The organism is Pseudomonas sp. JZ114, assembly GCF_051027705.1.
Taxonomy (GTDB): domain Bacteria; phylum Pseudomonadota; class Gammaproteobacteria; order Pseudomonadales; family Pseudomonadaceae; genus Chryseomonas; species Chryseomonas luteola.
This window is the reverse complement of record NZ_CP069260.1, coordinates 21,698-46,464: the sequence shown is the minus strand read 5'-3', so window position 1 is coordinate 46,464 and position 24,767 is coordinate 21,698. Positions and strand designations below refer to the sequence as shown.

28 protein-coding genes are annotated in these 24,767 nt (G+C 55.5%); 5 read left to right on the top strand and 23 right to left on the bottom strand.

Annotated elements, in window-relative coordinates; translation table 11 throughout:
- Nucleotides 1-56: 56 nt before the first annotated feature.
- From JQR90_RS24150 to JQR90_RS24110, 9 genes are all read right to left on the bottom strand, one after another.
- Nucleotides 57-1,079, bottom strand: a complete 1,023-nt coding sequence (locus tag JQR90_RS24150; RefSeq protein ID WP_434141200.1) for a YqaJ viral recombinase family protein — start codon at nucleotides 1,077-1,079, stop codon at nucleotides 57-59.
- Nucleotides 1,080-1,170: 91 nt separating this feature from the next.
- Nucleotides 1,171-2,205, bottom strand: coding sequence for a phage recombination protein Bet (bet, locus tag JQR90_RS24145; protein WP_434141202.1), 1,035 nt, complete (start codon nucleotides 2,203-2,205; stop codon nucleotides 1,171-1,173).
- A 136-nt stretch (nucleotides 2,206-2,341) separates the two neighbouring features.
- Complete coding sequence (locus JQR90_RS24140) at nucleotides 2,342-2,881, bottom strand: hypothetical protein (RefSeq protein WP_434141204.1); 540 nt, start codon at nucleotides 2,879-2,881, stop codon at nucleotides 2,342-2,344.
- A gap of 96 nt (nucleotides 2,882-2,977) precedes the next feature.
- Nucleotides 2,978-3,520 (bottom strand): hypothetical protein, encoded by a 543-nt coding sequence (locus JQR90_RS24135; RefSeq protein ID WP_434141206.1) that lies wholly within the window; start codon nucleotides 3,518-3,520, stop codon nucleotides 2,978-2,980.
- An 85-nt stretch (nucleotides 3,521-3,605) separates the two neighbouring features.
- Entirely contained in the window at nucleotides 3,606-4,151 is a 546-nt protein-coding gene (locus tag JQR90_RS24130; protein ID WP_434141208.1) for a hypothetical protein, read from the bottom strand.
- Nucleotides 4,152-4,167: 16 nt separating this feature from the next.
- Nucleotides 4,168-5,142 carry an AAA family ATPase gene (locus JQR90_RS24125; RefSeq protein WP_434141210.1) on the bottom strand — a complete coding sequence of 325 codons (975 nt, stop codon included), beginning with the start codon at nucleotides 5,140-5,142 and terminating at the stop codon, nucleotides 4,168-4,170.
- A 312-nt stretch (nucleotides 5,143-5,454) separates the two neighbouring features.
- Entirely contained in the window at nucleotides 5,455-5,820 is a 366-nt protein-coding gene (locus JQR90_RS24120; protein ID WP_125890241.1) for a hypothetical protein, read from the bottom strand.
- 345 nt (nucleotides 5,821-6,165) lie between these two features.
- Entirely contained in the window at nucleotides 6,166-6,345 is a 180-nt protein-coding gene (locus tag JQR90_RS24115) for a hypothetical protein (protein ID WP_122044518.1), read from the bottom strand.
- 205 nt (nucleotides 6,346-6,550) lie between these two features.
- Complete coding sequence (locus JQR90_RS24110) at nucleotides 6,551-6,727, bottom strand: hypothetical protein (protein WP_162997726.1); 177 nt, start codon at nucleotides 6,725-6,727, stop codon at nucleotides 6,551-6,553.
- Nucleotides 6,728-7,499: 772 nt separating this feature from the next.
- On the opposite strand from JQR90_RS24110, the gene JQR90_RS24105 reads away from it, so the two are divergent.
- The 4 genes from JQR90_RS24105 to JQR90_RS24090 all read left to right on the top strand — a co-directional run bounded on the left by JQR90_RS24105 (nucleotide 7,500) and on the right by JQR90_RS24090 (nucleotide 10,224).
- Entirely contained in the window at nucleotides 7,500-7,802 is a 303-nt protein-coding gene (locus JQR90_RS24105) for a DUF6794 domain-containing protein (protein ID WP_434141213.1), read from the top strand.
- A gap of 271 nt (nucleotides 7,803-8,073) precedes the next feature.
- Nucleotides 8,074-8,769 (top strand): hypothetical protein, encoded by a 696-nt coding sequence (locus JQR90_RS24100; RefSeq protein WP_404628998.1) that lies wholly within the window; start codon nucleotides 8,074-8,076, stop codon nucleotides 8,767-8,769.
- Between the two features lie 112 nt (nucleotides 8,770-8,881).
- Nucleotides 8,882-9,670 carry a hypothetical protein gene (locus JQR90_RS24095; protein WP_434141215.1) on the top strand — a complete coding sequence of 263 codons (789 nt, stop codon included), beginning with the start codon at nucleotides 8,882-8,884 and terminating at the stop codon, nucleotides 9,668-9,670.
- A gap of 14 nt (nucleotides 9,671-9,684) precedes the next feature.
- Entirely contained in the window at nucleotides 9,685-10,224 is a 540-nt protein-coding gene (locus JQR90_RS24090) for a hypothetical protein (protein ID WP_434141217.1), read from the top strand.
- 57 nt (nucleotides 10,225-10,281) lie between these two features.
- On the opposite strand, the gene traN is transcribed toward JQR90_RS24090, so the two are convergent.
- The 9 genes from traN to JQR90_RS24045 all read right to left on the bottom strand — a co-directional run bounded on the left by traN (nucleotide 10,282) and on the right by JQR90_RS24045 (nucleotide 20,388).
- A complete protein-coding gene (traN, locus tag JQR90_RS24085; RefSeq protein WP_434141219.1) occupies nucleotides 10,282-12,978 on the bottom strand; it encodes a conjugal transfer mating pair stabilization protein TraN in 2,697 nt (898 codons plus the stop codon).
- Between the two features lie 14 nt (nucleotides 12,979-12,992).
- Entirely contained in the window at nucleotides 12,993-14,015 is a 1,023-nt protein-coding gene (locus JQR90_RS24080) for a TraU family protein (RefSeq protein ID WP_434141221.1), read from the bottom strand.
- The gene (locus tag JQR90_RS24075; RefSeq protein WP_434141223.1) at nucleotides 14,012-15,370 is read right to left on the bottom strand and encodes a TrbC family F-type conjugative pilus assembly protein; all 1,359 of its coding nucleotides are present in this window, start codon (nucleotides 15,368-15,370) and stop codon (nucleotides 14,012-14,014) included. The genes JQR90_RS24080 and JQR90_RS24075 overlap by 4 nt, the downstream gene beginning before the upstream one ends.
- Nucleotides 15,345-15,872, bottom strand: a complete 528-nt coding sequence (locus JQR90_RS24070; protein WP_010799372.1) for a S26 family signal peptidase — start codon at nucleotides 15,870-15,872, stop codon at nucleotides 15,345-15,347. Before JQR90_RS24070 ends, JQR90_RS24075 begins: the two co-directional genes overlap by 26 nt.
- A complete protein-coding gene (locus JQR90_RS24065) occupies nucleotides 15,859-16,044 on the bottom strand; it encodes a hypothetical protein (RefSeq protein WP_434141225.1) in 186 nt (61 codons plus the stop codon). The genes JQR90_RS24070 and JQR90_RS24065 overlap by 14 nt, the downstream gene beginning before the upstream one ends.
- A complete protein-coding gene (locus tag JQR90_RS24060) occupies nucleotides 16,041-16,559 on the bottom strand; it encodes a hypothetical protein (RefSeq protein WP_434141227.1) in 519 nt (172 codons plus the stop codon). The genes JQR90_RS24065 and JQR90_RS24060 overlap by 4 nt, the downstream gene beginning before the upstream one ends.
- On the bottom strand, nucleotides 16,556-19,216 hold the full coding sequence (gene traC, locus JQR90_RS24055) for a type IV secretion system protein TraC (protein WP_434141229.1): 2,661 nt from the start codon (nucleotides 19,214-19,216) through the stop codon (nucleotides 16,556-16,558). Before traC ends, JQR90_RS24060 begins: the two co-directional genes overlap by 4 nt.
- The gene (locus tag JQR90_RS24050) at nucleotides 19,216-19,944 is read right to left on the bottom strand and encodes a thioredoxin fold domain-containing protein (RefSeq protein WP_434141231.1); all 729 of its coding nucleotides are present in this window, start codon (nucleotides 19,942-19,944) and stop codon (nucleotides 19,216-19,218) included. The genes traC and JQR90_RS24050 overlap by 1 nt, the downstream gene beginning before the upstream one ends.
- Before the next feature lie 174 nt (nucleotides 19,945-20,118).
- Nucleotides 20,119-20,388, bottom strand: a complete 270-nt coding sequence (locus tag JQR90_RS24045) for a hypothetical protein (RefSeq protein WP_125890178.1) — start codon at nucleotides 20,386-20,388, stop codon at nucleotides 20,119-20,121.
- A gap of 74 nt (nucleotides 20,389-20,462) precedes the next feature.
- Here JQR90_RS24045 and JQR90_RS24040 point away from each other — a divergent pair, with 74 nt between their 5' ends.
- On the top strand, nucleotides 20,463-20,924 hold the full coding sequence (locus tag JQR90_RS24040) for a hypothetical protein (RefSeq protein ID WP_125890177.1): 462 nt from the start codon (nucleotides 20,463-20,465) through the stop codon (nucleotides 20,922-20,924).
- Nucleotides 20,925-21,170: 246 nt separating this feature from the next.
- Here JQR90_RS24040 and JQR90_RS24035 read toward each other — a convergent pair whose 3' ends face one another.
- From JQR90_RS24035 to JQR90_RS24015, 5 genes are all read right to left on the bottom strand, one after another.
- The gene (locus JQR90_RS24035; RefSeq protein WP_434141233.1) at nucleotides 21,171-21,701 is read right to left on the bottom strand and encodes a hypothetical protein; all 531 of its coding nucleotides are present in this window, start codon (nucleotides 21,699-21,701) and stop codon (nucleotides 21,171-21,173) included.
- A gap of 30 nt (nucleotides 21,702-21,731) precedes the next feature.
- A complete protein-coding gene (locus JQR90_RS24030) occupies nucleotides 21,732-22,157 on the bottom strand; it encodes a hypothetical protein (protein ID WP_434141235.1) in 426 nt (141 codons plus the stop codon).
- Nucleotides 22,158-22,301: 144 nt separating this feature from the next.
- Nucleotides 22,302-22,628 carry a TraA family conjugative transfer protein gene (gene traA, locus JQR90_RS24025; RefSeq protein ID WP_434141434.1) on the bottom strand — a complete coding sequence of 109 codons (327 nt, stop codon included), beginning with the start codon at nucleotides 22,626-22,628 and terminating at the stop codon, nucleotides 22,302-22,304.
- A 101-nt stretch (nucleotides 22,629-22,729) separates the two neighbouring features.
- On the bottom strand, nucleotides 22,730-23,320 hold the full coding sequence (gene traV, locus JQR90_RS24020; protein ID WP_434141237.1) for a type IV conjugative transfer system lipoprotein TraV: 591 nt from the start codon (nucleotides 23,318-23,320) through the stop codon (nucleotides 22,730-22,732).
- Nucleotides 23,321-23,417: 97 nt separating this feature from the next.
- Nucleotides 23,418-24,767 carry a TrbI/VirB10 family protein gene (locus JQR90_RS24015; RefSeq protein WP_434141239.1) on the bottom strand — a complete coding sequence of 450 codons (1,350 nt, stop codon included), beginning with the start codon at nucleotides 24,765-24,767 and terminating at the stop codon, nucleotides 23,418-23,420.

Sequence of the window (24,767 nt, the reverse complement as noted above, 5' to 3'; positions counted from 1 at the left end):
CCGCAGCTCATCAGGACCAGACGCTCTGGAAAGGCGAGCAAAGCTCGCCTACTGCATCAGTTCAGGTAAAAGGACTCCGGCTCAGCCGAGGCGTGTTCAAGAGGGGCCAATACCGACGCTTCCACAACATTCTTGGGCGCCAGCTCCTCACGAACCGTGACTCGAACGCGATCCGAGGTCTTTTTCCGGTACTTCTCGAAATCCACCATCTGTTGTACACGGGGATTGGCATCGATCGCCTTCTTGTAGTCGATCTGGCCCTGTACCTTGAAGCGGGTGATCTGAACACCGGCATAGTCGGCCTTCATGAAGTCACTCATCATCTCGGTCAGCTGCTTCAAGTGCTTGTCCTGCTGGGCTTCAAGGTTTTTTATCTGCTCCTTCAAGCCGGCAATACGTGCCTCAAACAGCCTGTAGTGCTCCGACTCGTAGATCCAGCGGGAGGCTTCCTCACCTAACGGCAGATAGAAGTCCTTCTCCGGATCCTTGGGCGGTTCGTTACGCAGGCTTACGTCCTGCCAGAAGCCTTGAGCCTCGGTCATGAGCTGCGCGAGCAGGTCACGGTCAAGGGGGATCTCAAAGATCTGCAGCGGATCATTGCCGTGCCAGAAGACCAGCCAACCGCGGCGGGACCCTGTACACAGCATCTGGTGCTGCACCTGACAGTAGTAGAGCTGGTACGCCTCCGATTCGGTACCGAGCCGGCAGACCTCCTCCCACGTCGTGTCGGAAGGACACTTGAGCTCGACCGGTTCACCGGCGTTATTCAGACCGTCCAGGGACGCCCGTAACAGCGCGTTCCTGTCCGACTCGACACATACCGGCAACAGCATGTCCCCGGTATGGTCCTCAAAGGCCTTTCGGGCATCGTCCTCGTGTTTGATGCCATAGCGCACCAGAGGATTACCGGAAAGGTCCACTTCTTCACAGTACCCAACCTTCTCGGCCCACAAACGCCAGCGGGTCTTGTAGGGGCTGCGTCCCAGAAGAATGCAGGCGTCGGTTGCGGTAATACCGCTCTTACGCCAGTTAAGCCATTCATCAGAGCCTTGCGACAGATTGATGATGTTGTAGCCCATGTGCTCTACCTCTTTTAAGTGATGCGAAAAAAAGGGGGGAGCACCCCATAGGGGAATACTCCCCCAATGGGTGGGTTTACTTACTCAAGGATCACGGGATATAGGCGCCTTCGGCGTCTTCCAGTGAGTCCTTGATGTCAGCGAAGAGCCCGGCAAATTCCGAGTCCTGCTCTGACGTTTCATGAGCCGTCTGATCCATGTCGGATTCACCCTCCACGTATTCTTCTGGCTCCGTGGTCTGTACACCTGAGGTCACATCCTCAACAGACACGGGGTCGGCCTCGGGTATGGCTTCGGTTGCACTGCATAGTTCAGCTTCACGCAGGCGGTTGATGGCGTATTCACGCTCAGCCCCTGAGAAACGCTTCCCTAGCCACTCATAAGCGCTCTGCCAGGCATTTACCGGCTTGGCGCGCTCAATCAGGCGATCAACAACAATCCCGATATTCAAGCACTGTCCAGTAGACAGAGCCGGTTCGGCTGTTGCCCTGGCTTCTCCATCAACGACTCGACTGACCTTGTTGCTGATGTCGACTTCGCTGATACGTTCGGCCTCGTCCTGATCAAAGATCCCGACAAACCCAAACGCAAGCCGTGCACACTGGATCATGGCCTTGTGACGATGCATCCGCTTGGGGTGCGTACGCCAGGGCCCGTCGATGTTGCGATAGACCTCATCCAGATACTCACGAACAATCGTGGGATGTTCCTTGTCCCGGCGATACATCACGCACTCGATCCATTCATGGGCATCCACTTTCGCACCATCAGGTCTCACCATGGACGCGGAGTAGTTGAACGTCATGCCCTGATACTCAGGGTGTGAGTTCACGATCCGCGACCAGCCATCTACACCCACAACCGGAACAATCCCGTTGTTACGGTCCGGAAAGGCATAGATCTCCTTGGTGAAGGGGTTAAGCTGGTACTGCTCAGCCACAATCATCAGTGCCATCATCTGCACGTCGGTTGGACCTGAACCGTTCCGCTGCTTGAAGGCTGTCGCTTTCAAGGTAGTCATCAGTTTCGTTTCATCTACGCCATATCGCTCAGCTACTCGGGTAAGCAATCGCTTGCCTTTGGCTTCGGACAGGGTTTCAACGTTTTGAACTGTTTGTGTTGCCATTTCAGTGCTCTCCATACAAAAAAGACAGAGGCACTGCCCCTGACAAGGGAGTACCCCTGCCGGGAATCGCCAGTAACGGCGATGGTTAAGTCACGCTATTAAACAAACGCTAACCAGAACAGATATCGAAATACCGTCATGGTGTAAGACCCAGTCTCATCGCATCTCTGACGAAGCCTGCATGTAATACATCAGAGAAAAGCTGGCTTAAGCATTCGCTGAGATAGCGTACGTCCGTCTCCAGCTTCCGTTCTGTATCCTTGGCTTCAAGGATCAGATTTACAGAAACACCCGCTTTCTCAAGATCACCTACAGCCTTGATCAGCATCAGCAGAGGACGGTAACTGGACACGGTGATGCCTATATCGCCGTTACCGGTCAAGGTATCTGTGTAGATACCGCCCCAACTCCAGTCACCTGTAGCCAGGTTATGGTCATAGCCGCGAGGTGCCAGCAAAATACATTCTTCAAACCACTCCCCTTCGTACAACGCATAGGGGACAGTAGGATGTGGAATGTCCAATAGCCTGTGCGACTCATTAAACGAATCAACCAGAGTACTGCTTATCTGAGGGAGGCAATCCGGGGATAGTGCATGCCGGAACCACCATTCGATATCGCGGAGCTCAAGTGATAATTCGTTTGCCGCTTTGCTACTGCCTTCAACATTACTCATAAGTACTCTTCCTTACATATCAAAGAAGGGAGTACCTACCCAAAGGGGCAAGCACCCCTGTTGGGAATCGCCAGTAACGGCGATGGTTAAGTCACGCTATTTGAGGCCAAGCCTCATCGCATCTCTGACAAAATCAGCATGCAATACACGGTCAGGCCGCTGGTTGAAGTACTCACCCAGATAGCCCACATCTGTCTCAAGCTGCTCCGAATCGTCTGATTCAAGCACGAGCTCAACCTCAAGCCCTGCTTTCTCTAGATCCCTTGCAGCCCTGATCAACATCAGCAGGGGACGATAGCTACCCACGGTAACGCCTATTTCTCCGTGGCCCGCCAGCGTCTCGATACGAATGCTGCTCCAGTTACTCCAGGTCCAGGTTCCTGTTGCGCTGTTATGGTTATAACCGCGCGGTGCCAGCAAAATGGTGTCTTCAAACCAATCACCGTCATACAACATGTACGGCAGATCGGATTGAGCAATACCCAGCAGTCTGTGAGAGGTCTGAAACGAATCGACCAGTACATCGCGCATCCGAGGAAAGCTTTCCGGTGCTTGCGCATGCCGGAACCACCAACAGATATCAACGTTAACCAGAGACGCTTCGTTACCCACACGAGAGATTTCAGTAATCTGGTTCATCAGTACTCTTCCTCACATTCCAAAGAAGGGAGTACTCCCCAAAGGGGTAAGTACCCCTGTTGGGAATCGCTGTTGCCAGCGACGGTTATAAGTAGAAATCCTCTCCAGCCACACTTTCGAGCTGAGCGGCCCATACCGACTTATCCAGACCCAGGGTCATGGCATCGGCAACGAATCCATCCAGCACAGCAGGATCAGGACAGTTCTGATCTATGAACTGAGTCAGGGCCGTGTAGCTTGCCTCGATCACTTCAAAGTCAGCGGTAGCACTAAGCAAAACCTCCAGCAGATAGCCTGCCTGCTTTACATCCCGCACTGCTTTCAGCAGGAGTAGAAGCGGACGATAGACGCCATCCTCCAGATAGATTTCACCTGAACCATTCAAGCTCTCAGGGCAGAAGTTGTTGTCTCCAGCCTCAGAGCTACCGGGTATTGCCCGTGTAATGCAGGCCTTTTCAAGATCAGCCCGGTACAGCAGATGAGACTCATGGGGCCTTGCGATACCCAGTAACTCCAGGGAGTCCATAAACGAGTCGCAGAAGAGCTGTGCGACAACGGGTACGTCATGTTGTGGGACGGACGTTCCAAGCATCCAGTTGACATTGCATGAGCGTTCGGAGGTTGCATTCACCACAGGGGTATCCTCCTTAGGCCCATTCGCTGCCAAAGACATCTGATGCTATCTGGTTTATCGCCGTTGCTTCCTCGGGCTTGGCACGACGCAGGAGCGCCATTTCAAGACCGTACTTCAAAGCAGTGGGATGTCCCTTGAACATGCAGGTAAGCGTGGCCCAGCGCTTCAATGTCCGGGTGGACATCGTGACGCTGATACTGCCGCCCTGACCGTTTTCGCCCTTGAACAACTGGCGAACATGCTGGGCTACCTTGATCATGCCGTTACGCAGGATGGCCGGAAGCTTTGGAAAGGCAGTCTCAAGAATGAGGGCATCCACGGCTTCGTCATAATCCACGACAGCAACACGATAACGATCCATTGACGCGATGTTTTGTATGCAGATGCCCTGATGCAGACCCGAGGCATCACCTTGTCCAACAGAGTTACCGGTCACCACCACCCTGAACATCGGATGAGGCTTGATGATCTCGCCGGCGTTCTGAGCGATCACCAGAGGGCGACCTTCCAGAATGTCATTGAGACCGGCTAACTCCGCAGGATCCATCATGTCGATTTCATTGATCAGGAGCACATGCCCATGCTTCATGGCCAGAGCCAGAGGCCCGTGCATGAACTGCATGGTGGGTGCTGCGCCAGGTGTCGCGCTCACAAGAGCGTGATGCCCGACCAGATCTGACAGCTCCATACGACCGTGAGCTGTTACCTGCTGTACCGGCCAGTTAAGCCGACCGAGTACCTCTGTAATGCCACTGGTCTTGCCGGAGCCCGTAGGCCCGGTGACGTAGTAGGCATCGCCATCAGGTTGGTGCAGAAATGCCCGAAACTCGATTACAAATTCCTTGCGGAACACATAGGACGAGTTGATCTCGGGGATAAAAGGATTGGTGGTATCCGCAAAGCCCATGATCACTGCCGTATCAGGAACTGCGACATTGAACGTGGACGCCAGCGGAAACTTAACCAGACCGTTATTTGTTGCTTGCATGGTGAGACTCCAGAAAATGGGCACACCAGCTCCTTGGGGAGTCAGGTGACGCCCCGAGGGGTTGAAGGGAAACGCTAAAGGGTGGTGCTAAAAGAGATTTCGAATCTTGCATCGTTGGGAGGTATGCAGCCTCTTCTTTACTCACGAGGAGTAAAAAACCGGATCACGCAAAGGCACTGGAGGCCAGTACGCTTGGGCGATCAGGTTCACGAGATGCAGATGATGCAGAAAAGCCGCTGGGGGCTTGGAGGGGTATCGTCTGATCCGTCACCCCAGGGGGATGAACAGATCAGAGCGATACGGGAGGAGACATTACACAGAGATCAAGAGACCCCGGCGCAAGTAGGTAGGCTTCTCGTAATGGTCCCAAACCATACTCTCTTCAGAGAAGCAGGGGGTTGCGACCGCTTCCACAACATCAGCCGGAGCTGGCGCCGCAGGAGCCTTCACCTTACGAGTAAGCAGATGCTGGATCAAAGCCCAGCTTCTTTTACCAATAACACATGCCAGTTTACGACTGAGCTTACCCAGCCGTCCCACTCCGAGGACGATACCTTGTTCAAGTGTCTGGGTCAGCCATACGCAGTACTTGATAAGCAAGTAAGCAATGGCAAACCCAACACCACAAAGCACAATAATAACGGCCGCGAACAATGAGAGTTCAAGTAGTGCAAACATGGTGAGTTCCTTCAGTGAAGGGGGTACTCACCAGTGTCTGGGAGTGGTCCCCCAGATTGGGAATATTGCTAAGGCTTAAAGTGGTAGCAGCCACTATCAGTTCGCAGAGCGAGTGATGGGTTAAACATAGCGCACTTTTTTGCAAGCCATAGTCGTACTGCCTACCCGCGCGGGCACAAATGCAAAAAAAACGAAAATATTTTCGCCATTTTCAAGGTAGAGCGGCTTTTTAAACGTGGAGGTACTCCAGTTCGATACAGTCGAGAACAGACAACCGCTGAGTGTGGGTACGACAAAAAACAGGCATAAAAAAACCGCCCAGAGGGCGGTTTTGGGTACTGCGTATTAACCCAGGAAGTACAGCGCTACAATAGCCAGTACGGATGTAGTTCCAACCGAGCCAACCGCAGCAGCGATGTCTTGCCAGGTGATCCGGGAAGCCTTTTCGTAGCGGGCATTGCTCTCGGACTCTTCCTTTCTGAGCTCTCTTTCCAGCTCTTCCTGCATCTCGGAAATGCTTTTCATGAGTCGAGCCTCAATCAGTAGAAGGCAAAAAAAAGCCCCTAGAAGGGGCTTTTTGTTTGAAGCATCAAGAATGCCGTTCGTGAAGCGCCTTGCGGGCTTCTGACTCGGAACGTTTCTGGCACCACAGGGCGTACAGACCGGTCCCGCCCATGGTGATAAACACAAACGTGTAAATTAATAATCCGGCAGCAGTCTGGCTCATAAGTTAGTCCTCGACCGTCATGGCTATGCCTATAAACCATAGGCCCGTACCTATCAAGGTAGCGCACATGGACAGGCCAGTCGAGGGGCTAACGAATACACTAATCAGACCAGCAGCCACTGCCGTCGTGCCAACCTTGCGAAGATCTTCGGCAAGTGCCTTGTATTTAACCTTTTTCATGCGAGTGTCGCTCCATAATCTCAGAGCGCACTTTTCCCCGGACGGGGCAGTGACGCCCCGAGGGGTTATTAAAAGAACAGCTAAAGGATGTTGCTAATTTTGCATCGTTAGGAGGTATGCAGCCTCTTTTCACTCCACAAGGGAGAGAAACCGATCAACCAAAGGCACGGAGCGACAACTCGGACCCAGGGTACTTGGCGGATCGGTTTCAAGAGGGAAAGGCAAACCCATACGCGTGAGAAAAAGCGCGGGCTGGTGAAGCGATAACGTTGAGCGCAAGGCTCACGTGGTACAGCTTTAAAGATGCTGAGGCTTAACGTGGTAGCTGCCACGTGAAAGCAAGAGTAGCGTATTTTTCAGCGTTGAACAGCGGTGGTTGATACCCGCGCGGGCACCAAAACAGACAAAGTTAGCAAAGCGCTAGCAAGTACAGTCGAGGATGTGCAGGACAGTGAGCGTCAGCACGGCTGTGCCGGTAAGCGACCCGATGACCAGTGCAATTTCCTTCCAGCTTAATGCAGAAGCTCTCGCACTGCTCGAGGAATTCAGCATGGTGTTTTGCTTCTTGTTCGCGTAGCTCGGCCAGATATTTTTCAGACTCTCCTACGGTTCTCATACTTTGCGCTCCGGATTGGGATGGCTCTATTGAAAATACTTCAGAATCTCGCCGATGCAAGCGTGGCAAGGTGCGATCAAGCGGACTTGCATCCAGAGGTTCGTGGGGTACGGTAGTAGTGAAACTACAGGTTCACCGCTTCACGAGGACTTCCCTATGCAAGATCCCGCTATTTCGGTTCCAGGCCGCTGGCCTACCACTGTTGAGGCTGCGGTCAAACAGCTGCTGACCATGCTCAGTGAAGAATCCAAGGCCACCGTTCGCGAACTGCCAGAAGAAGAGCTGATCCATTGCCACTATGGGTTGGGCATGGCCATCCGCAACGAATTTGGCCTCTGGAAGGGAAACGAGAAGCTGCTCAAGGCTGCCTGTCCAGCGGGAGGGCACCCTGACGATGCGTCGATGGTCATCATCCAGGCGCTATGGCAGGCCTTGCACGACAAGCGTCTATTGCACTGATTTGCCAGCAGGTAGACGTTCAATAGACATCTGTCAAGAAAAATGCCTGCAAAAAAAATGCTCCAATCCGGCTACTGCCTACCCGCGCGGGTAGGGAGTACGCCCGTGGGTGGTGTGAAGAATGTAGTACGGTCAACCCTGCATTCACCACTAACGGGGCTCCCCCATGAACGACATGACATTACCTCCACCAGACGATCCCAAAAAGCCCGGCAAAGCCATAAATCTAACCCGGTCTTCGGTTACTCCAAGCAGCTATTCACGGCCCGTAATGCGCAAGACCTTCCCGCTGGCGTCAGATCAGGCGCAAAAGGTCTGCGAACGCACCTTTAGCCGTACAGCCTATTCGATGTTCTCTATTGAAGTGATCCTGCAGATCATTGGAGAAGAGAAGTCGGTCGACAAGGCGCGCGAAAGTATTGGCAAGCTCATCAGGAACACCGAAGACCAGATCGATAAGCAGATTGCCCAGATTACAGAGGTAAACAAGGAACACGATCTGGACGAGAACTCCGCTTACTCGAATCCAGCCACCTATAACGTCGACATAACCAGTCCTCTGGCTATGCAGTATGCCAAGGTGCTGCTCAAGTTTGACCACATGGTCAAGATGATCGACGACCTGTGGATGAATGGTTATCTGGAGTCCCGTCAGCGCTCCAAAGCCCTGCATGACTGGCGCAACAGTATCTCGCGCCTCTCCAGCCGCATCATCAGCATTGAGAAACAGGCTCGCATTGCAGCGCATCGCAGGGGCAAGCAGGAAGAGGTCGACCAGACAGCACCAACCCGAGTTGACGAAAATGATGTCGCTGCCTCGCTTAACGAAGCGATGAACCCTCAGGACAGCATCGAGGACGCCGATGCGCTACCTCAAGTTGAGGATCAGCCCGAGCCGAGCGATAAACGAAAGCCCAGGGGCAAGTCTGATTCTGAGGACGATCTGACAGAGCCGGTGCCGGTTTAGGCGAGATCAATGAACAGTGTCTATATTGAGCGGCTTAGGTCGCTCTTTTTTTGCGCCAGACTTGCTCACAGGACATCTACTGGTAGTTTCAAGGGAACGGGGGAGAACAGCCATGAACACATTAAAGATTGCATCTGTACTGCTGACCGCGGCCATCATGACCGGATGCGCCAGTACATCTTCAGAGCCCACCGGCAGTTATGCCAGGCAGGTAGCAACAGCAGGTGGACTGCGCCTCGAGGATCAGAAGGTACCCAAGGCCCAGTACGACGCAGCGTTGAGTTCTGTTACCGACGCCGGCCTCAATACTAGCGTGCTGGCCTCCTCCCATGGCTTCAACATGGGCGGTGGTGCTGCGCTTGGAGTAGGTTTGGCTGCGTGGTTGTTTAGCCCTGCGGCACCGGAGCAAAAAGATGCGGTAATCGCTTTTGCTCCCATAAGTAGTAGCGATAGCAAAACAGCAGGTAAAGATTTTGCAAATATCGTAGCGAAGTCCTATCAGGCTGCATTCAAAGAGATGGGCGTGAAAGCCTCCGATATAAAATACGATGATTTTATTGGTGAAAGTTTTTATGTTACTGGGCGAGGGCCAGGATGCATTGAGGATGCCTACCCAAACCGCGACTGTATTTTCACCGCCTCCATAACGAAGCCAAGCGTAAGAAAGGCTCCTAAATTTTTGGGTTCATCGACAGATGCCTATTACTTCAAAGCCCAAGACAAAGTCTTTGTTAATAGTAGTATTCATGACGAAGCTTTCGACAAAGCAAAATTTCTTCTTAACGTAAGCAAGCATCTCCCAGACTGGGCATATGTCTACGCCGCACCAGTACCTAAGGTTTCACCACCCATGATCTTCCATAAAGGGGAAGTGCATTACTTCGTTGTGCCTGACGCTTGACTGAGGCTCAGGCCATGACAGCGAAGTCAGAAGAAAAGGATGAGCTTCAGGAAGCGATCGAGGCGTTGGCCAGACTGCGAGTCAGAGGGCCGGCGCTACTCAAGATCGAGCCGCAAACCGTATCGGTGGACCCTTATGATCCAGAGCTGCAAAAGAACCTGATTGCACACCTTGGCACAAAGGCCAGACGGTTGATCAACTTTACCGTTGGCCAGTGCTACACCGAGCATGGCTTTCCGGTCTTTGTCGCGGCCAATCACCGGAAGTGCGTGTTTGGCCGCAAGTCCCTCGCGCCTGATCAGATCATCTCGGTCGAAGTCATCGAGACGCTGACCGAGGAAGACAGGCAGCTGTTTCCGTGGGAGGAGCTTCAGAGCAGGACGCTGTTCATGGTGGCGGTTAAATTGGTCACCGCCTACCGCCCTGCCCTGTATCTCTACCTGAACCTCAACAAGCCGATCTCAAGGGATACAGGCATGTACCAGGATGCACTAGCCAGAGCCCAGGCCCTGTGCGCTGCCATCCAGAGGTTCAAGGAATCAAAAGGGATTTAACGGGTACAAATAAAAAGGGGACCTAATAGGTCCCCTTTTTACAGCTACTTGTTCCGTTTAATTCTGCAGCCCTCCTGGTGCGGCCATCGCATCCGTTGCTCGCTTGGCCGCGCCCTTGAGGTCTACCTCATTTGTAGCCCGGACAGTACGGTCCACGCTGTTTTCACGCAGCTGATCGGTGTTCAGGAGACTGCCCTGCCCTGTGAGCGTTTCCAGCGTGACGTTTTCGGTAGTTGGATAGAGGTTGTGCAGGTTCAGGAGATTGACCCACTCAGTAAGGTCAATGGTGTCCCAGTTAAGCTGGCCAATCTCGTCGATTGTAAGCCCACCACACTCCGGCTCCTTGGCTTTGCCCCAATTCTTGCCCAGTTGAGGTCTGGCCTGTTCCTGAATGATGCGGGACAACGGTGAATTGAAGCAGCAATACGACTCGCGCTCCTCGATACAGAGTCCCGCTACCTTGGTCTTGCAGTACTTGCCGACCTTGTGGCAGTTGCCCAGCTCACGCTGCGCATTGAGCTCGAATTCCTCCTGCTCGCATTCCCAGATCATCTCAATAATAATCATCGCTACAACATAATAAGTGTACATCGTCATTAAAAAGCCTATCGAGCTAGATACGCCTTCAACGACTGCACCGGCCTGTTTTTTAAAATCTAAATATTCCTCGGTTGCAGCGCTTGCTGCAGCACCTGCACCGCTTGTACCTCCTTGTTCGACAGCTGTACCCATCGCTTTTTGAAATAAGTTGGTCAACTGCTCTTTCAGCTCAGTTTTCACCGTATCAATGGCTTTATTCTTTAGGCCAATAATGCCGTCGTAGAAAGATGTGAACGGCTTGGTGATGGGCTGGAAGGTATTGACCACGGGGTTACGCAAGGTGGCGTAGCTGCTCTGGATGGTGCCCAATGCACTTCCACTGTCAATGCTCATGATCGCTGAATCGATCTTGGGCGCAGCCAGGACCAGTGTCAGGTAGTCGCCTACCGAGACGTTAGTTGGCTGCTCGCAGCAGTCCACCGATCCGCCGATGGCTTTCTTGCACTCACCCGGCTCGGCCTTGAAGATCTCGCACTCAACGTTTGTCGTGGCATCGGCCTCGGCACAGGCCAGATCCTCACCCATGAACTGTGCGGCCTGAAGCAGTGACGCCGCCTTGTCGAAGTCCTGACTGACCTCTCGCGTGATGCCGATACACTCTGCCCCCATGCAGCTCACCGAGCGCTGGCAGGCCTCGGGATTATCCACGCACCCCGGAAACGCCTCGGCCAGATCCACCTTGAGCTTGCAGGCGATACTGGATGTAGCCGCCCCACAGTCATAGGTCTCGGTGAAGCGAATACACTCGCCCGTCTCGGTGGCCTCACTGCACACCGACTTCACCAGCCCGCACTGGGGATTATCAGCCAGCGGGGTACAGGTGTCCTCGTAGCCGTCGATGGATTTACTGGCATCAATCGTGGCGGTCATGCTGCGGCACATAGGCGAGATACCTGAAAGCCCGGTGCTCGGGAAATCACTCTCGCACACCCTGACGCCGTTCTGGGTCATACATCCCGCGCCATCCAGCGCAGGCATCTCCGTGCAGCTGTAGGAGACGTCGCTGTAGTACTTGGTTGCCTCCTTGGTACGCGCCAGGCAGTCGGCTGGGTCCCAGCCATTGTCCTTTACCGCCTTGGTCGAGTCATAGTTAAGCCGAATACGCCCATAGCCTTCCCCTTCCCCTGTAACCGAGACGCGGATCTTGAAGCGCACCGTGGCGCCCGCCTTGACGTTCTTGAACAGGCTGGTGACATCAACCAGGGGGTTGGCGGTCCAGCTCTTGTTCAGCTCACAGGCACCAGCCGTCTCGGGTGGGAAGTTATTGTTGGGGCCCTGCCAGATGAGTTTTTCGTTACCGGCGGGTCCTACCCAGACCTGCATGTAGTCGTCCCACTTGGCGTACTCCAGCTGGGCACTGATCACTGCTTCAGGATTGATCACCGTGACTTCAGTGTACTGCTCCTTGATCGAGCAGTTGCCTGACCAGTAGTTGTCACCCACCTCGCCGATCCACAGCTGCATGCAGCCTGCACCACAGGAGTTGAGGTTGGCAGGGCCTGCATGGTGCTCGATTACGCCTACGGTATAGTCATGGTCCGCCTCGCACTGGCCGTTGGGCATGTTTGGCCGGGTGCACTGCTGAAACTTGTTGGTGCTGGCGGTCGGGTCAGTGCCGTCATCACAATCAGGAAACAGTCCATCCGCGCTGTCGGTGGCCGTATACAGCTGGTTGGTCTGCTTCATCATGGGATCGTTGGTGAGATCCATCTTGCCCACCGCCCGTGCGCCCTGAACCACTTCAAAGGCCTGTCCCTGCAAGGACACCTCACCGCTGTCCTGTTCATTTCTAAGGGTACTCAGCGCCTCAGAGCCTGCCGAGTTCATTGCATCGCCGTCGTTGTACAGCTGCTGAAGATCCGTAGGGTCCGCAGCATGGGGAAAGTACTTGTTGACCTCATCACCCGTACCGCCCGGAAACAGCTCGTTGACGTTAAGGGAGGTGTTGGCGCCCGGCAGCGTCAGCGTGCCATCCTCGCTGTAGGTAGCCAGGTCAGAAGGGTTGGGTGTGATGTCCCGCCCAAACTGCTGCGCCTCATGGCCAATGGCGCTCATGTCCGCCGCCTGCGCATGCTTCTGGTCAATTGGCATCCACAGCATCAGGCCGGTCATGGCCAGCGCCGTCGTTCGATAGAGGAGCCCTGTTCTGTTCATTGTCTACCACTCCCCTATTGAGTCATGCAGCAGTCTTTCCAGCGCCAGATCGTGTAGATCGGGTCCTGTCCCTCAGCTGGAATGGTTCTGGCCTGTCCCCAGATCAGCGTGGACTCGCCGATCTTGTGGCCCTTCTTGGTTTCGGGCAGTGGATGCAGGATGGATAGCTTGTACTGGCTCTTGGGAAGCGTTGGTGTGATCTCACCGCCACACATGGCGCCATCACCCATGGTCCCGTGGGCCAGCCCACGACGATGCAGCGCCGCCAGCACGCGCGCGCTCAGGAGGGAGCTGCCCTTGATCACGCCCCGATTGCCCGGCACGCTGCCGACCAGCGGGTACAACGTGCCCCAGCTGCCCGCACACCAGAACATGCTTTCAATGGGGTTGCCGGTAGCAGACGCCACGGCATCAGCGCTACAGGCAGTAGCCGCAACCGGATTGGCTACCGCAGCCGCTTCGGGATTGGCGAAAAAGGCCAGCTCTGCGTTGTTCCAGGTCGGGTCCAGCTCGGACATGTACATCACGTCCAGGTCCATGTAGCCGTCGTTCTGGCACCAGCCCGAGGTAAAGAGATCCAGAATCACCAGCAGCGGAAAGGCGTAGTAGTGGTAGTGCATGAACATGCCGTCCTGCTTGCCGCCACTGCCATAGCCATGCGTGCCCTGAAAGGTGCGGTCAAAGGGAAAGCGCACACCGTTAAGTACCGATGAGCAGCCCGGTACCCGCTGGAATTCCACCAGACGTGCCGGCTCCCACATACCCGAGCTGATACCCGGACGCGGCACGTTGTTGGTGTCCCAGCACATGCAGGCCGACTTCTTGCTGGCGCCCTCGGGTACGCCACTGGTTTCGCCCGAGATGGAGACACCCGCCACACGTAGCGGAAACAAGCAGTCCCAGCAGATATCGGTAATCAGCTTGGGGCCAATCACATCACCGCTGTAGCAGCCCACCGCTGCACTGGTAGATGAGGAAAGCCCGATACAAAGCCAGAATGCGAGCATGGATAAAAGATGAGAGATATACCTGTTCATAGCGCACTCCCATCCTTGGCTGTCAGCTCTTTCACCACAAACACCTTGCCGTCACTGGTCACGATGCTGGGGGTATGCTCGATCTCGAAGCGCTCGATGATTTCCTTGGTCACCAGGTACACGGGCGCTTCGAAACGGTTGGAGAGGTCTGTATACCCTTTCCAGCCCTGCTCCTTGTCCATCTGGGTAGCCAGATAGGTCAGCTGCCGGATGTTTGGCTGTTTGGCCAGTTCAGGAAGAACACGGTCAAGAATCTTCATCTGGCCCGGTACCGATGGATCAAAGATCACCAGCGCCTGCGTAAAGGGCACCTGATCCAGCGGGTTGAGTACCGTACCGGCTTTCATCAGGACCTTGCCGTCAGCGCCAGTCAGATCCTGCAGCACGGTCACGCTGGGATCGATGGTGCGGGTACGCGAGTGTGAGGCAGGCGGAATGTAGTTGAACTGCTGCTTTTGCCAGAACCGTCCGACGGCAGCCTGCTTTTTGGCTTCCCAGTCCACCGAGGCCACGCGCTCCTGCATCATCTGGATCAGATCCTGCTCGGCAATCTCCATGACCGGACCACGGCGGCCCTGATCGCCGGTCTGCCCCTCGGCGACCTGCTTTTCCAGCCATTCCGGTGAACTCAAGCCTTCTACCCGCGCCAGCTCATGCTTGTCGGTGAACTGAGTGTCATTACCCTTTTCCATGGTGATCAGGGTGGGCACCTCACTGACCTTATAGTCCCGATACAGCGTGGGATCGATCACGAGGTTGGGCAGCGGGTCGTATTCAGCAATGAGATGCTGGTAGTGCTTCATCCCCTCGTCGAGCTTCATGCCTTCCGGTACGCCACGAAACACCAGCACCACATCCTGACGCTCGGAAGCGATCGTGAAGATTTCCTTCAGCGCAGCCTTGCCAAGGGAGAGCGAGACAAACAGGAGCATGGAGTGATGGGCATAGGTCTCGTTCTTGCGCGCTTCCATCCTGGCCGCCCGTAGCGTGGGATCGGCTTCCTCCATTGAACGCACCAGCTCGGTGGCCTCGCCCATGGCCCTGTCCATGCTGGGATTGGCCATGGACTTCAAATCGATTGATGCCCCAGCATCCTGCTTGATGGCCTCTCCCTGCTCCACAATGGCCTGATCCTCAGCAGTCAGCGCCGTGCTGCCCAGATGGGTACTGCCTACCACTGCGCTCTTCTCGGTGTCCTGCCGGGGCGTCAGGAAGGTGCGAAGATCGCGGCCCTGCTCGATTTCCGGTGGCATGTTTGCAAGATCCGGAAGGTCAGCACCAGAGGCGGCCTGCGCCGCCCCCAGTACCAGTGAAAGAGCCAGCATGGCTCTAGAAAAGAGGATATGAGCGTCCAATGATCTGCTCCTTGGTCACGGTGCCCCAGTAGCGGGAGTCAAAGGAAAGCGGGGCATCCCCCATGAACCAGTAGGCGTTGGGACCCAGCGTGCCCTTGCCGATAAAGGACGAGCGCGAGCGCCCGAGCTTGTCGGCATGCACCAGGCCCACGGCCACGATCTCGCCGTTGACCTTGACCTGCTCCTTGAGGTTGATCTCGACCTGATCCGACGGCACGCCACGCAGGTACTTCACCAGTCGATGCTCAGGGGTGTAGATGCCCGGAATGACCTTGGGGTGAAAGGCGTAGAGCTTGCCCTTCTCCATGCTCTTGTCGCCGCGATCGATCAGGTAAAAGCTGTAGCCCTTGATGCTGATGACCTGTTGCGGGTCATAGGCAAAAGTAAAGCGGGAAAAGAACATGGCCCCGCTGCCCACGATCAGCGCCGTAGTCAGGGCCATCTTGACGGTAAAGCGGCCCCAGGACTCCTTCTTGTTAACGATACGATCAAACCTTCTCATGACGGTCCTCTCCCGATATGTCAGTGGAGGACTGCCCAAGGACCGCACGATCCCGTACATCCTGTACAGGGCTGTTATCTGTCTCACTCTTGAGCCTGAAGGTAATCTTGCAGTTGGCCAGAATGATCTGGGCTAGCTGCTCACGCATGGCAGCGTCGTTTCGGTAACTCATGGTTGAGTCCTCGCAGGGGCTGACAGGGGATTAAGAGCCGGTACACCGGCTGCAGAACCACTCGTTGCCGTACTGCTGGCAGCCAGTTGTTCAGTGGGCAGATACAGATGCTCAGGCGCGGTCAGCACGGCGCGGGAATCAAGTACCGCTACGCCTTGCTGTCTAAGTTCCAGAATGCGTCGGTTAGTGTTGGCCAGCATCTGGGCTACCTGCTGAGGAGTAGCCCCTTCTGTCCTGTAGCGCTCCGCCAGCGCCGTGAAATCCACAACTACAAAGGACTGTTGTGTCGTCTCCAGCGCCACGATCCGCTTGAAAAGAATGCCGCAGATAATGAACAGGCCGAGCACAAACACCAGCATGAGCATCTGCAAGGTGGTCACCGAGCTTTGCTCAATCGGTACATGGGTTGAGGGTTTGGCCGACGCACCGGTACTTTCTGGAGCCGTAGAAGGTTGCTCTCTGGACGCAGTTGTAGCCGGGATGTCTGCAATCGGGTGTGCTATTGACTGGCTCATGGAGTGACCTCCTCTTCAGCGGTGGCGGTGGCTGGCGTGGACTCAGGATTCTCGGGTTGGGCTGGAGATTCAGCGGATACCGCTGGCTCCTCTGGAAGCGACAGGGGAACCAGTCGCGGTGAGGGGTCACTCTTGGAGCTGGCCGAGCGACTCTTGCGAAGCTTGCGCTCATGGGATTGGGCCTGTTCAATCACCTCATCGTCTGCCCGCGTGTCCAGCTCGCCCCGGTCCCGCAACACGGCATAAATGGCATCAGATACACCCAGTCCCATGGCCCGATAACGATCGATCTGGCCGACGTCATTGGGATCGGTGGAGTACAGCAGTTTCTGGAACGGGCCAACGAATAGCCGACCTACCCCAATTCCGGCCTTGCTGCGGATAAAGATCTCGGAATACACCCCCGTGACGGTGTGCACGGTCTTGAGCAGACTAAAGCCACCATCGGAAAGCGTCAGTCGACCTGAGCGCTTGATCGACTCGATTGTTTCGTTGGTCTGTCCCAGCAGGAACATGAACGCACTGTTCTCGGCGATAGCCCGCCCGACAGGGTTCTCGTACAGGTCATTGACGGACTGCGTAGCGATCAGCATCGAGCCCTGATACTTACGGAACTTGCGGTAGGCATGCTCCATAAATTTGGAAATATCACCCTCCTTGAGCAGGTCCCAGGCCTCGTCGATGAATACGATTTTCTTGACGTTACGATCACCGTGATACACCGACTGCTGGATCTGGTAGATCAGCTGGAGCAGAACGATCTGGCGCAGGTGTGTACGACCCTGCAATTCATCCAGTTCAAGCACCGTGAACTGGTTGGTAAAGCGCATGTTGTTCTTGCCGTGGAAGTACTTGCCGTAACTGCCGTCCTTGGTAAACACATACAGCTGGCTACCCACATCCTTTACCCGCTGATCATGATGAGCAAGGCAGGCCTCGGCAATGTCGTCCACCAGCATCGCATTGCCCTTCTGCCTCCAGATGCCTGCCATCAGCCGGCGCGTCTCAGCGATCTGAAATTCCTCAAGGTTGCCCTTGGGCGAAGCCATGGCCATGACCTGAGCGACCAGGGCATCCTCATCATCGAAATAGTCCACCACGATATCGAAGGGGTTCAGGCATATCGTCGAGGATTCGCCAAACTGGACGTAGGAGCCCTCCAGCGTCTCGCAGAGCTTTTCGTAGGACTTGCCCGCATCGATCACCCAGACCTGCGCGCCCTCGCTCATGTAGGCGGTCAGCAGTTCGTTGGCAAAAAACGACTTGCCTGACCCGGATTCCGCCGCAATGACTCCGTTCTTGTTGGTTTCCGAGTCGTGAAGCGACAGCGACATGAACTGGCCGTTGCGCGAGACCAGACCCACATGAGGGGTGCCGGTGCCCTTCCACTCCCCAAAGAGCGGCAGGAGAACAGTGGCGTGCTCGGAGGTCAGCGTCTTGTAGCGGTTCAGCTCAATAACCGCCTTGTGATCAGCACCGAAAGGCAGGGAATTGATCAGCATGGGCAGCTGGATGTACTTGTCCTGCTTCATGATGAATTTGCTTTCCGCCCATATGTCCTGCATGGCGGCGGCCGCAGACTCGACGCGCTTGAGCGTGGGGGCAAAGATCACGGCGCAGTAGTTCATCCTGAGTCCGCGATTACCCGCCGACATGGATCTTTCCAGCGTGTCGAAACTCTCCTTTTTCTCTCCCAGTACCGGCACGATCTTGAGCAGCGGCCCAAAGGCCTGATTCACCGTCAGGGTGCGCTTGCGATCCAGACTCTTCTTCTGCTTTTGCGCGTTGGGGTAATACACGTTGCAGCAGATGGCGTAGTTTTCCTTGATCGACTGCCCCTGCCCGCTCAGATCCCCTACGTAGCCGATAGCATCGCCAAAAAAGAAATAGTTCGGCAGTCGCTTGGCCGACAGGACCTTGGCATAGGTGTCACCCAGGCGTAGATGGGTTTTCTTGACCTCGACATCGGTCTCGTAATCAAAGACCTGCTCGTTGATAGGCGAGGTCTCATCCCAGCTATCCTCACCCAACCGCCAGCCGGAACGCTCACCCCAGTTGAGCAGGGTGTTCAGGATGCGCTTGAGTTGGTCGGCGTTCATCTTGCGAGGCCCGAAGCCGATGGTATTTAGCGATGACTCAAGCTTCTCGCCTGCGGTAAACAGCTCTTCCAGCTCCTTTGTACTGGGCAGACGTTCCCTGATCGGGATCTTTAGCGTGATGACCAGCTTCTGGTCATGGATAACGCCGTTGTTAAAGACGCCCTTGTTGCCGCGTGCGATAAGCGGCTCACGGGTATGCTGGCGGAAAAACTCGACGCGGCTGTTGATGATTTCCGAATGCAGGGGATGGGTGAACTTGTCCCGGAGGCGCTTCATGCTGTTGAGCGGGGCCTGCACCTCCGGTGACAGGAACATCATGAATGAGATGATGGTGTCGTTGGGAAAGGGCTGGTTGAGCATGTTGTTAATGGACGCCTGCTGGCGCTCATCTACACCCGGCAGCGGCCGGCACATAAAGCCAACCCCAATGGTGCCGTCGTTATTGAAGAAGTATTCCTTTTCCTCGTCATAGGCGATCACTGGTGAGAGCTGGGAGGCCCTGACCTCGCGCGGGATAATGCCCTCGGCATGCTCTTCTCTACAGCTGATAAACTCCATTACTGATCCCCCTTGCCACTAAGCCATGCTTCGAAGTTTTTCGGGCGCCCACGCGAAACCCGACCGTCATCGCTGATGAGGTACGGAATACCGTCCACACCGAGCAGGTTGGCGGTTACCAAGGACTTGGCGTATTTCTCTTCGGGGCACTTGTTGAGCGTTTCGAGTTGCTCGATCGTGCCGTTCAGGAGGGCATCGAGCTGCTGGCGCTCATCCCTTGCGCAGGCCAGGCGCTTGATCAGGCGATTGGACTCATCGCCCAGCGCAGGGACCGGCACAAACACAAAGGTGAACTCGCTTGTGTACTGGTTGGCTTCATTGGCCAGCGCATGGCAGTAGGAGCACTGGGGATCGGTAAAGAACACCACTTCCTTTGCGCCATGGCCCATGCGTATGGAAAGCAGGTCATCAACCTTGACGCCCATCTTCGAGAGCAGGATGCGCGAGGAGGATTCCTGCGCCTGAGCAATGGTGTCGATATGGCTTTGTAGCCAGGTGTCAAACACCTCACCCCTGAAAACGTACCGCCCATTGCCACTGATGAAGTAGAGCTTGCCCTCGGACTGAAGCACCTTCATGCCATCAACCGGAAGGCTGGCCTGCCCGGTAATGGTCTTTGCGGCCTGTTCGATGGTTTGGGGAGTGATAGGCTTGGCAGCCAGGGCCGATTCGGCTAAGCCGAGGCCCGCCACCAGCGCGAGCGCAAGCTTAAGATTTGGACGAGACATGCAGACCTCGGAACGTTATCTGAGAGGTCTACAAGCGTAAGCCCAAGAGGAGGCAACCCATCGGCGTACTCCCTACCCGCGCGGGTAGGGAGTAGCAGGATAGGGGTAAAAAAGTTAAAAATTTTCAGGCAAGAACTGCTGTGAGTGTCAATTCTGCCTTTTCTGGCAGCTGGATCAGCGATCCGAGTCGTAGGTTGCTGTCCCCTCACCTACCTCGATCCACTGCTCCTCGGGCATACCGGGTCTGCAGATCGACAGGCTGACCGACTGGCCGTCAGTCGGCTCGCTCGGAAGGATAGCGGCATGTCGAAACGGCGTGTAATCCGGCGGACGCATGTAGGAGTTGGCACTTCGGTGAAACTCCCATATGCCATGCTTGCCAGCATTGCCAACCGATTTTTCCAGTGTATAGGTCACACCACTTTGCAGACGGACAATAAGCATTGGCGCGTTCCTCAAACAATTATTTAACCTTATAGATATGATCTTGGCTACTTAATGGATGAGGTTAGGAGACTATGTTCAGCTGGTTGAAAAAAGTGGAAAAGCCAGAAGAGGGCCTGCATTTCCGAATCCATAGGAATAGTCCCTATGATCCAAGCGTAAATCATGGTGAATACTACGGATATATTGGCCATGACCATATCTGTACTTTGGAGCGAACTGAACACAAAGGGAATACTTTAAAAGTTAATCACTTCGCTCTTCACGAACCCTTTATTGGGAAGGGTATGGGCGAGTATTGCTTACGCACCTTTGCCGCAAAAGTAGCTAACTCAATCCCAGGCATAGATACGATTAATTTTGCTCTCTACCAAAGCACAGAAGAAACAAAGTCAGATCTGGCCAGTTTAAAGAAGCTTGCGGCCGCCCGCGAAGCACTACTGGTCAAAATCGGGGCAGTGAATATCTTGAAGATTCAACTAAATAGTGAGTGCCTGGAAGTTACGGGCAGTTGGCCAAAGGCTCTATGGAAGTAATGTAAGCGGTGCTATAGCAAAAGGCTTACACGACGACAGGAAAAGCCGCTCTTTCTCCAGCAGCGGCAGATCACTAATCTATGCGCATTGGATGGAGCGCAGGACGCGCTCAGTCAGGTCAAGGATGATGACCAGGCCAGGATGGCAGCTCTATACGGACATTGAGCACGGTCAGCAAAAACCCGCTTCGGCGGGTTTTTTGTGTGCGCTGGAAATGGCTCCTAAGTGCTGTACAAGCGGTGAGCTTTAGGGCGGGGAGGATGCCAATAGTGCATAAATCGCCTGAGCGAGGCTTGCCGGATCAGCTTCCTCAAATTTCCATACCTTGCCCTCTTTGCTACGTACTTCCGTTAAATAGCCCCAGCGTGGCATGCCATATTCGTCTGTGATTTCCCGAGGTCTGGAAACCCTGATCTCTCCTTCCGCGCAAAGGAGCGTGTTGCCACGATCGAGGGCTGTACGAACAGTCTCGAAACTCAAGTATCTACAGTGCACAGCCCGGCCATGCTCAAAGGTTGTCTCGTAGATATAGGCCAGATCACCAAAGGCATCAAAGAGAGGCGAATGCCGAGCATCTTGCCCCGTCTTTCGGCAATGCCTTGCCAGCCTCTCAAGCGCGCTGACAGCGCTATACGCCGCTGCACTGCATGCTTTTTCAGCATCGCTCCCAGCCGCTGGGCAAGGATGAATCGAAAAGACTAGCCTGTGCTGTGCACAGGCTATTGCGGCTGCCAGCAAGAGTTCGAAATACCCTTTCCCGTTGGCTTGAGTTATCACCTTAAACCTCCCAATCGGACCTCTCTGAGGTCAAATAAAAGGAATGTCTTCCAGGGCACCCTCCAAAGCTTCCCGCGCCTCTGCAATTGCTTTCAGGGATGCGTACTCAAGCTCATCGAGCGAGACGCCATTGAGCCCTGCTGCATACAGGAGTACTTCGGCATCCGAGGCCGACATTCCTTCAGCAACCCGATGCACCTCACAGGCCACCTCGTACTCCCACTGCTCCGCAATATGAGAGGTACCGGCTCGCTTTTCGATGGTGTGATACAGGTCGAACGCATCAATATAGCGGCCCGCCACAAAGACTGGCACCTGCCCCGCCAGTACCCGCAGCCGTATCGAATCCAGCCCACGAAGACGCCCCAGAAAGAAGGCGCTCCAGGTCTGAAGGTTCAAGTGGTACTGGGCCAGCCAGATCTGATCAGAAAGGTGTAACGCAGTAGTGGTTTGCATGGACGTGTCCTCGGTTGACAAGGGGTGTACTACCAACGTCTCACGGGTTTTCAGGGATGCAAGTGTAAGTGGTCAAAAAGAGCCACAAACAAAAAGCGGTAGCTCCAGGGCTACCGCTTAAAGGAGAGGGCGTTAAAGGGAGGGTTAGAACAGGCTCAGTCCGTTGGAGATGAACTGCATGGTGGCCGGCATGGCCGCGATGTGCGAGAGGGTGGAGCCCATGATCGATTCCACGACCGTAGGCGCGTTGTACAGTCCCATGCCCATGGCAAGGCCCACGGCAAAGGTCATCAGCGACTGGCGAACAACGCCAACGCACGCACCGACCAGGATGATACCGATGGCAATGATCCGGCCCAGCGTTCCCTGCGTCCAGTCCACCAGCGTTTGCCACACATCCTCAAACTCGGCACCGCCCGTACCGGCCATGGCCGCTTCCGGTATAACCATCATCGCGCCCATCGCACCCATGACCGCTGCGGTGGTCAGTGCTCGCCCTGTTACTTTGCTGCGTACCTGAGTGGCCTTGGCTTTCAATGCGCTTACTACATCGACCAGCTGGAAGTTCTTGGTCATTGCAATCGCTCCGTACGTTTAGTTTCGTTCGAGATCCCCGGTTTTTGTTCGGTACCGTGACTGCTGGTACTGTTGGTACTGCTGGTGTTGCTCCCACTGCTTACTGGCATGAGTGCCTTGAGCCTCGGGGCGGCTGTCGGCGCCTCTTCGCCAATAACCCATCTACGCGGCTGAATCTCCGTGTAGATATATCCACTCACCACCAGATCACCGGTGTCGTCCTCCCAGGGTGCGAGCCAGACCCGCATGACCTGTGCGGGGGTTCGTACCGGGACCGGCTGATCCGGAAGCCGTGGCGAGACAAAGGTGCTCACCACGTCCTGCGGGTTCTCGCTGCGGCCGGAGAGTTTTTGCTCCCGGCTTTCTGCGTGCCCCTCATGTTTGCCTTCCTTGCCCTCCCCTGACGGGTCCATGGGCAAGGGCACATTTCCATCGTCGGTCGCGCTGTAGATATCGCGACTCGACTTGCACAACGCATCGCCCGGCATACCCGGACAGCTGTAGTCGTTCTCGCCTACCTGCATCCATGAGCAACCGCTCAGGAACGCTGTCATCACCGCAACTGGAACGAATGCTAACTTGATCATTTCGGTACCCATCCTCGTAGTGCCTACCCGCGCGGGCACTTAAGTGAAATTTCTTTAGGAATTTTGGCTGTTTTAGGGCCTTTCCCGATAAACGGTACTAGCGACGCTCACGTGGGTTACGCTTCTTGACCTGCGAGAACTTGAGTTCCGCCCCTTTGCTCAGCACCAGCTCGATCTGGCGGCCCGCATCCACCTCGATGACCGGAAAGATGTTTTCCGCCATGTCGATGTAGAACTGGGCAATACGCTCAAGCGCACTGGATGCGCCACTGGCGGCCGCGCCCTGCGCCATGTCGGGGGAGTAGTTCTGCTGGTACTGCTTGGTTGAGCCCACGTTTCCGGTTTGCAGTACCGGGATGGGGCTAACGTTAAAGGCTTCGGCCGCACCAGACGCCACACCGGCCAGCAGTGAGCGCGCCACAATCGCGCCCTGCTTGGAGACCAGACGGCCACGGATACCGGCCTTGCCATCCTCCCCGACTGCATAGGCATCCAGCGCAGCCTCTACCACCTGGCCATCGTTGCGCACACAGGAGATCCGCTCGCCGCGAAGGTACGCGCGCTCGGAAGACAGGTCGCCAAAGCCGCTGATAATGGCGTGACAGTCCCGGATGTCGGCCTTGAACCGGTTGGGCAGGATGGCGTCGTACTGCACCCGCACCATGGCCGGGAAGGGATCGCGCCGTGCGCCCTGTGACGTCGGGGCGTCCATGCCGTTGATCAGCGCCACGGTCACGATTGAGGCGGGTGGCAGATACACCGATTCCTCATCGGCTGCCTTGGGCTTGGCCGCGTCGTCCTCCTTTTCCTGATAGGTCCGGATCTGCATGGGTTCGGGTGCTTTCTGCTGGCGCTCGCCACGACCGGTGCTGCGAATCTCCGGCCCCTGCCTGTCCGGTCCGGTGGCTACAGCCGGATTGCGGCTAAAGGCTTCATGGACAGGATTAGGATCGGCCTTGCTGCGTTCAGGCACATAGCGCTCGCGGCTGGTGCTTTTTCTGGACTCCTGACCAGAGGATTCCCCCGGTGCCTGTGCAAAGTAGTTTGGGGCAGCCCCGCCAACGCCACTGCTGCGGATTTCGTCCACCTGTGACTGAAGCCCGCCTACCGCCGCCTTGATCTTTTCATCAATCAGGCCGGGGCGGTTGCTGGCTTCCATTTCGCGCGAGAGCACGTCCAGCTTGCGCGACAGGTCGTCCTTGTCCTTGTCAAACTTCTGCAGCTGCGCCACCAGCGAGTCGAGGGTGATGTCCTTGAGGTTCTGGTCGGTAAGGCCAGTCGTGACAGGCTTGTCCGGTACGGTGTTCTTGGGAGTGCGCTCGCCTTCCCCGGCAAAGATGGATATCACCACCCCCATGACGAGCACGCCTGCACCAACCATAACTATGCGTCGATATCTGGGATTCACGTTATCCCAGCGCGCTTTAACCGTAGTGAGCGTATTCAT

Excerpts from the sequence above, each read along its gene's own strand:
- JQR90_RS24150 (WP_434141200.1), bottom strand. The coding sequence starts at position 1,079 with ATGGGCTACAACATCATCAATCTGTCGCAAGGCTCTGATGAATGGCTT.
- bet (WP_434141202.1), bottom strand. The coding sequence starts at position 2,205 with ATGGCAACACAAACAGTTCAAAACGTTGAAACCCTGTCCGAAGCCAAA.
- JQR90_RS24140 (WP_434141204.1), bottom strand. The coding sequence starts at position 2,881 with ATGAGTAATGTTGAAGGCAGTAGCAAAGCGGCAAACGAATTATCACTT.
- JQR90_RS24135 (WP_434141206.1), bottom strand. The coding sequence starts at position 3,520 with ATGAACCAGATTACTGAAATCTCTCGTGTGGGTAACGAAGCGTCTCTG.
- JQR90_RS24125 (WP_434141210.1), bottom strand. The coding sequence starts at position 5,142 with ATGCAAGCAACAAATAACGGTCTGGTTAAGTTTCCGCTGGCGTCCACG.
- JQR90_RS24120 (WP_125890241.1), bottom strand. The coding sequence starts at position 5,820 with ATGTTTGCACTACTTGAACTCTCATTGTTCGCGGCCGTTATTATTGTG.
- JQR90_RS24115 (WP_122044518.1), bottom strand. The coding sequence starts at position 6,345 with ATGAAAAGCATTTCCGAGATGCAGGAAGAGCTGGAAAGAGAGCTCAGA.
- JQR90_RS24110 (WP_162997726.1), bottom strand. The coding sequence starts at position 6,727 with ATGAAAAAGGTTAAATACAAGGCACTTGCCGAAGATCTTCGCAAGGTT.
- JQR90_RS24105 (WP_434141213.1), top strand. The coding sequence starts at position 7,500 with ATGCAAGATCCCGCTATTTCGGTTCCAGGCCGCTGGCCTACCACTGTT.
- JQR90_RS24100 (WP_404628998.1), top strand. The coding sequence starts at position 8,074 with ATGCGCAAGACCTTCCCGCTGGCGTCAGATCAGGCGCAAAAGGTCTGC.
- JQR90_RS24095 (WP_434141215.1), top strand. The coding sequence starts at position 8,882 with ATGAACACATTAAAGATTGCATCTGTACTGCTGACCGCGGCCATCATG.
- JQR90_RS24090 (WP_434141217.1), top strand. The coding sequence starts at position 9,685 with ATGACAGCGAAGTCAGAAGAAAAGGATGAGCTTCAGGAAGCGATCGAG.
- traN (WP_434141219.1), bottom strand. The coding sequence starts at position 12,978 with ATGAACAGAACAGGGCTCCTCTATCGAACGACGGCGCTGGCCATGACC.
- JQR90_RS24080 (WP_434141221.1), bottom strand. The coding sequence starts at position 14,015 with ATGAACAGGTATATCTCTCATCTTTTATCCATGCTCGCATTCTGGCTT.
- JQR90_RS24070 (WP_010799372.1), bottom strand. The coding sequence starts at position 15,872 with ATGAGAAGGTTTGATCGTATCGTTAACAAGAAGGAGTCCTGGGGCCGC.
- JQR90_RS24065 (WP_434141225.1), bottom strand. The coding sequence starts at position 16,044 with ATGAGTTACCGAAACGACGCTGCCATGCGTGAGCAGCTAGCCCAGATC.
- JQR90_RS24060 (WP_434141227.1), bottom strand. The coding sequence starts at position 16,559 with ATGAGCCAGTCAATAGCACACCCGATTGCAGACATCCCGGCTACAACT.
- traC (WP_434141229.1), bottom strand. The coding sequence starts at position 19,216 with ATGGAGTTTATCAGCTGTAGAGAAGAGCATGCCGAGGGCATTATCCCG.
- JQR90_RS24050 (WP_434141231.1), bottom strand. The coding sequence starts at position 19,944 with ATGTCTCGTCCAAATCTTAAGCTTGCGCTCGCGCTGGTGGCGGGCCTC.
- JQR90_RS24045 (WP_125890178.1), bottom strand. The coding sequence starts at position 20,388 with ATGCTTATTGTCCGTCTGCAAAGTGGTGTGACCTATACACTGGAAAAA.
- JQR90_RS24040 (WP_125890177.1), top strand. The coding sequence starts at position 20,463 with ATGTTCAGCTGGTTGAAAAAAGTGGAAAAGCCAGAAGAGGGCCTGCAT.
- JQR90_RS24030 (WP_434141235.1), bottom strand. The coding sequence starts at position 22,157 with ATGCAAACCACTACTGCGTTACACCTTTCTGATCAGATCTGGCTGGCC.
- traA (WP_434141434.1), bottom strand. The coding sequence starts at position 22,628 with ATGGGTGCGATGGGCGCGATGATGGTTATACCGGAAGCGGCCATGGCC.
- traV (WP_434141237.1), bottom strand. The coding sequence starts at position 23,320 with ATGATCAAGTTAGCATTCGTTCCAGTTGCGGTGATGACAGCGTTCCTG.
- JQR90_RS24015 (WP_434141239.1), bottom strand. The coding sequence starts at position 24,767 with ATGAATACGCTCACTACGGTTAAAGCGCGCTGGGATAACGTGAATCCC.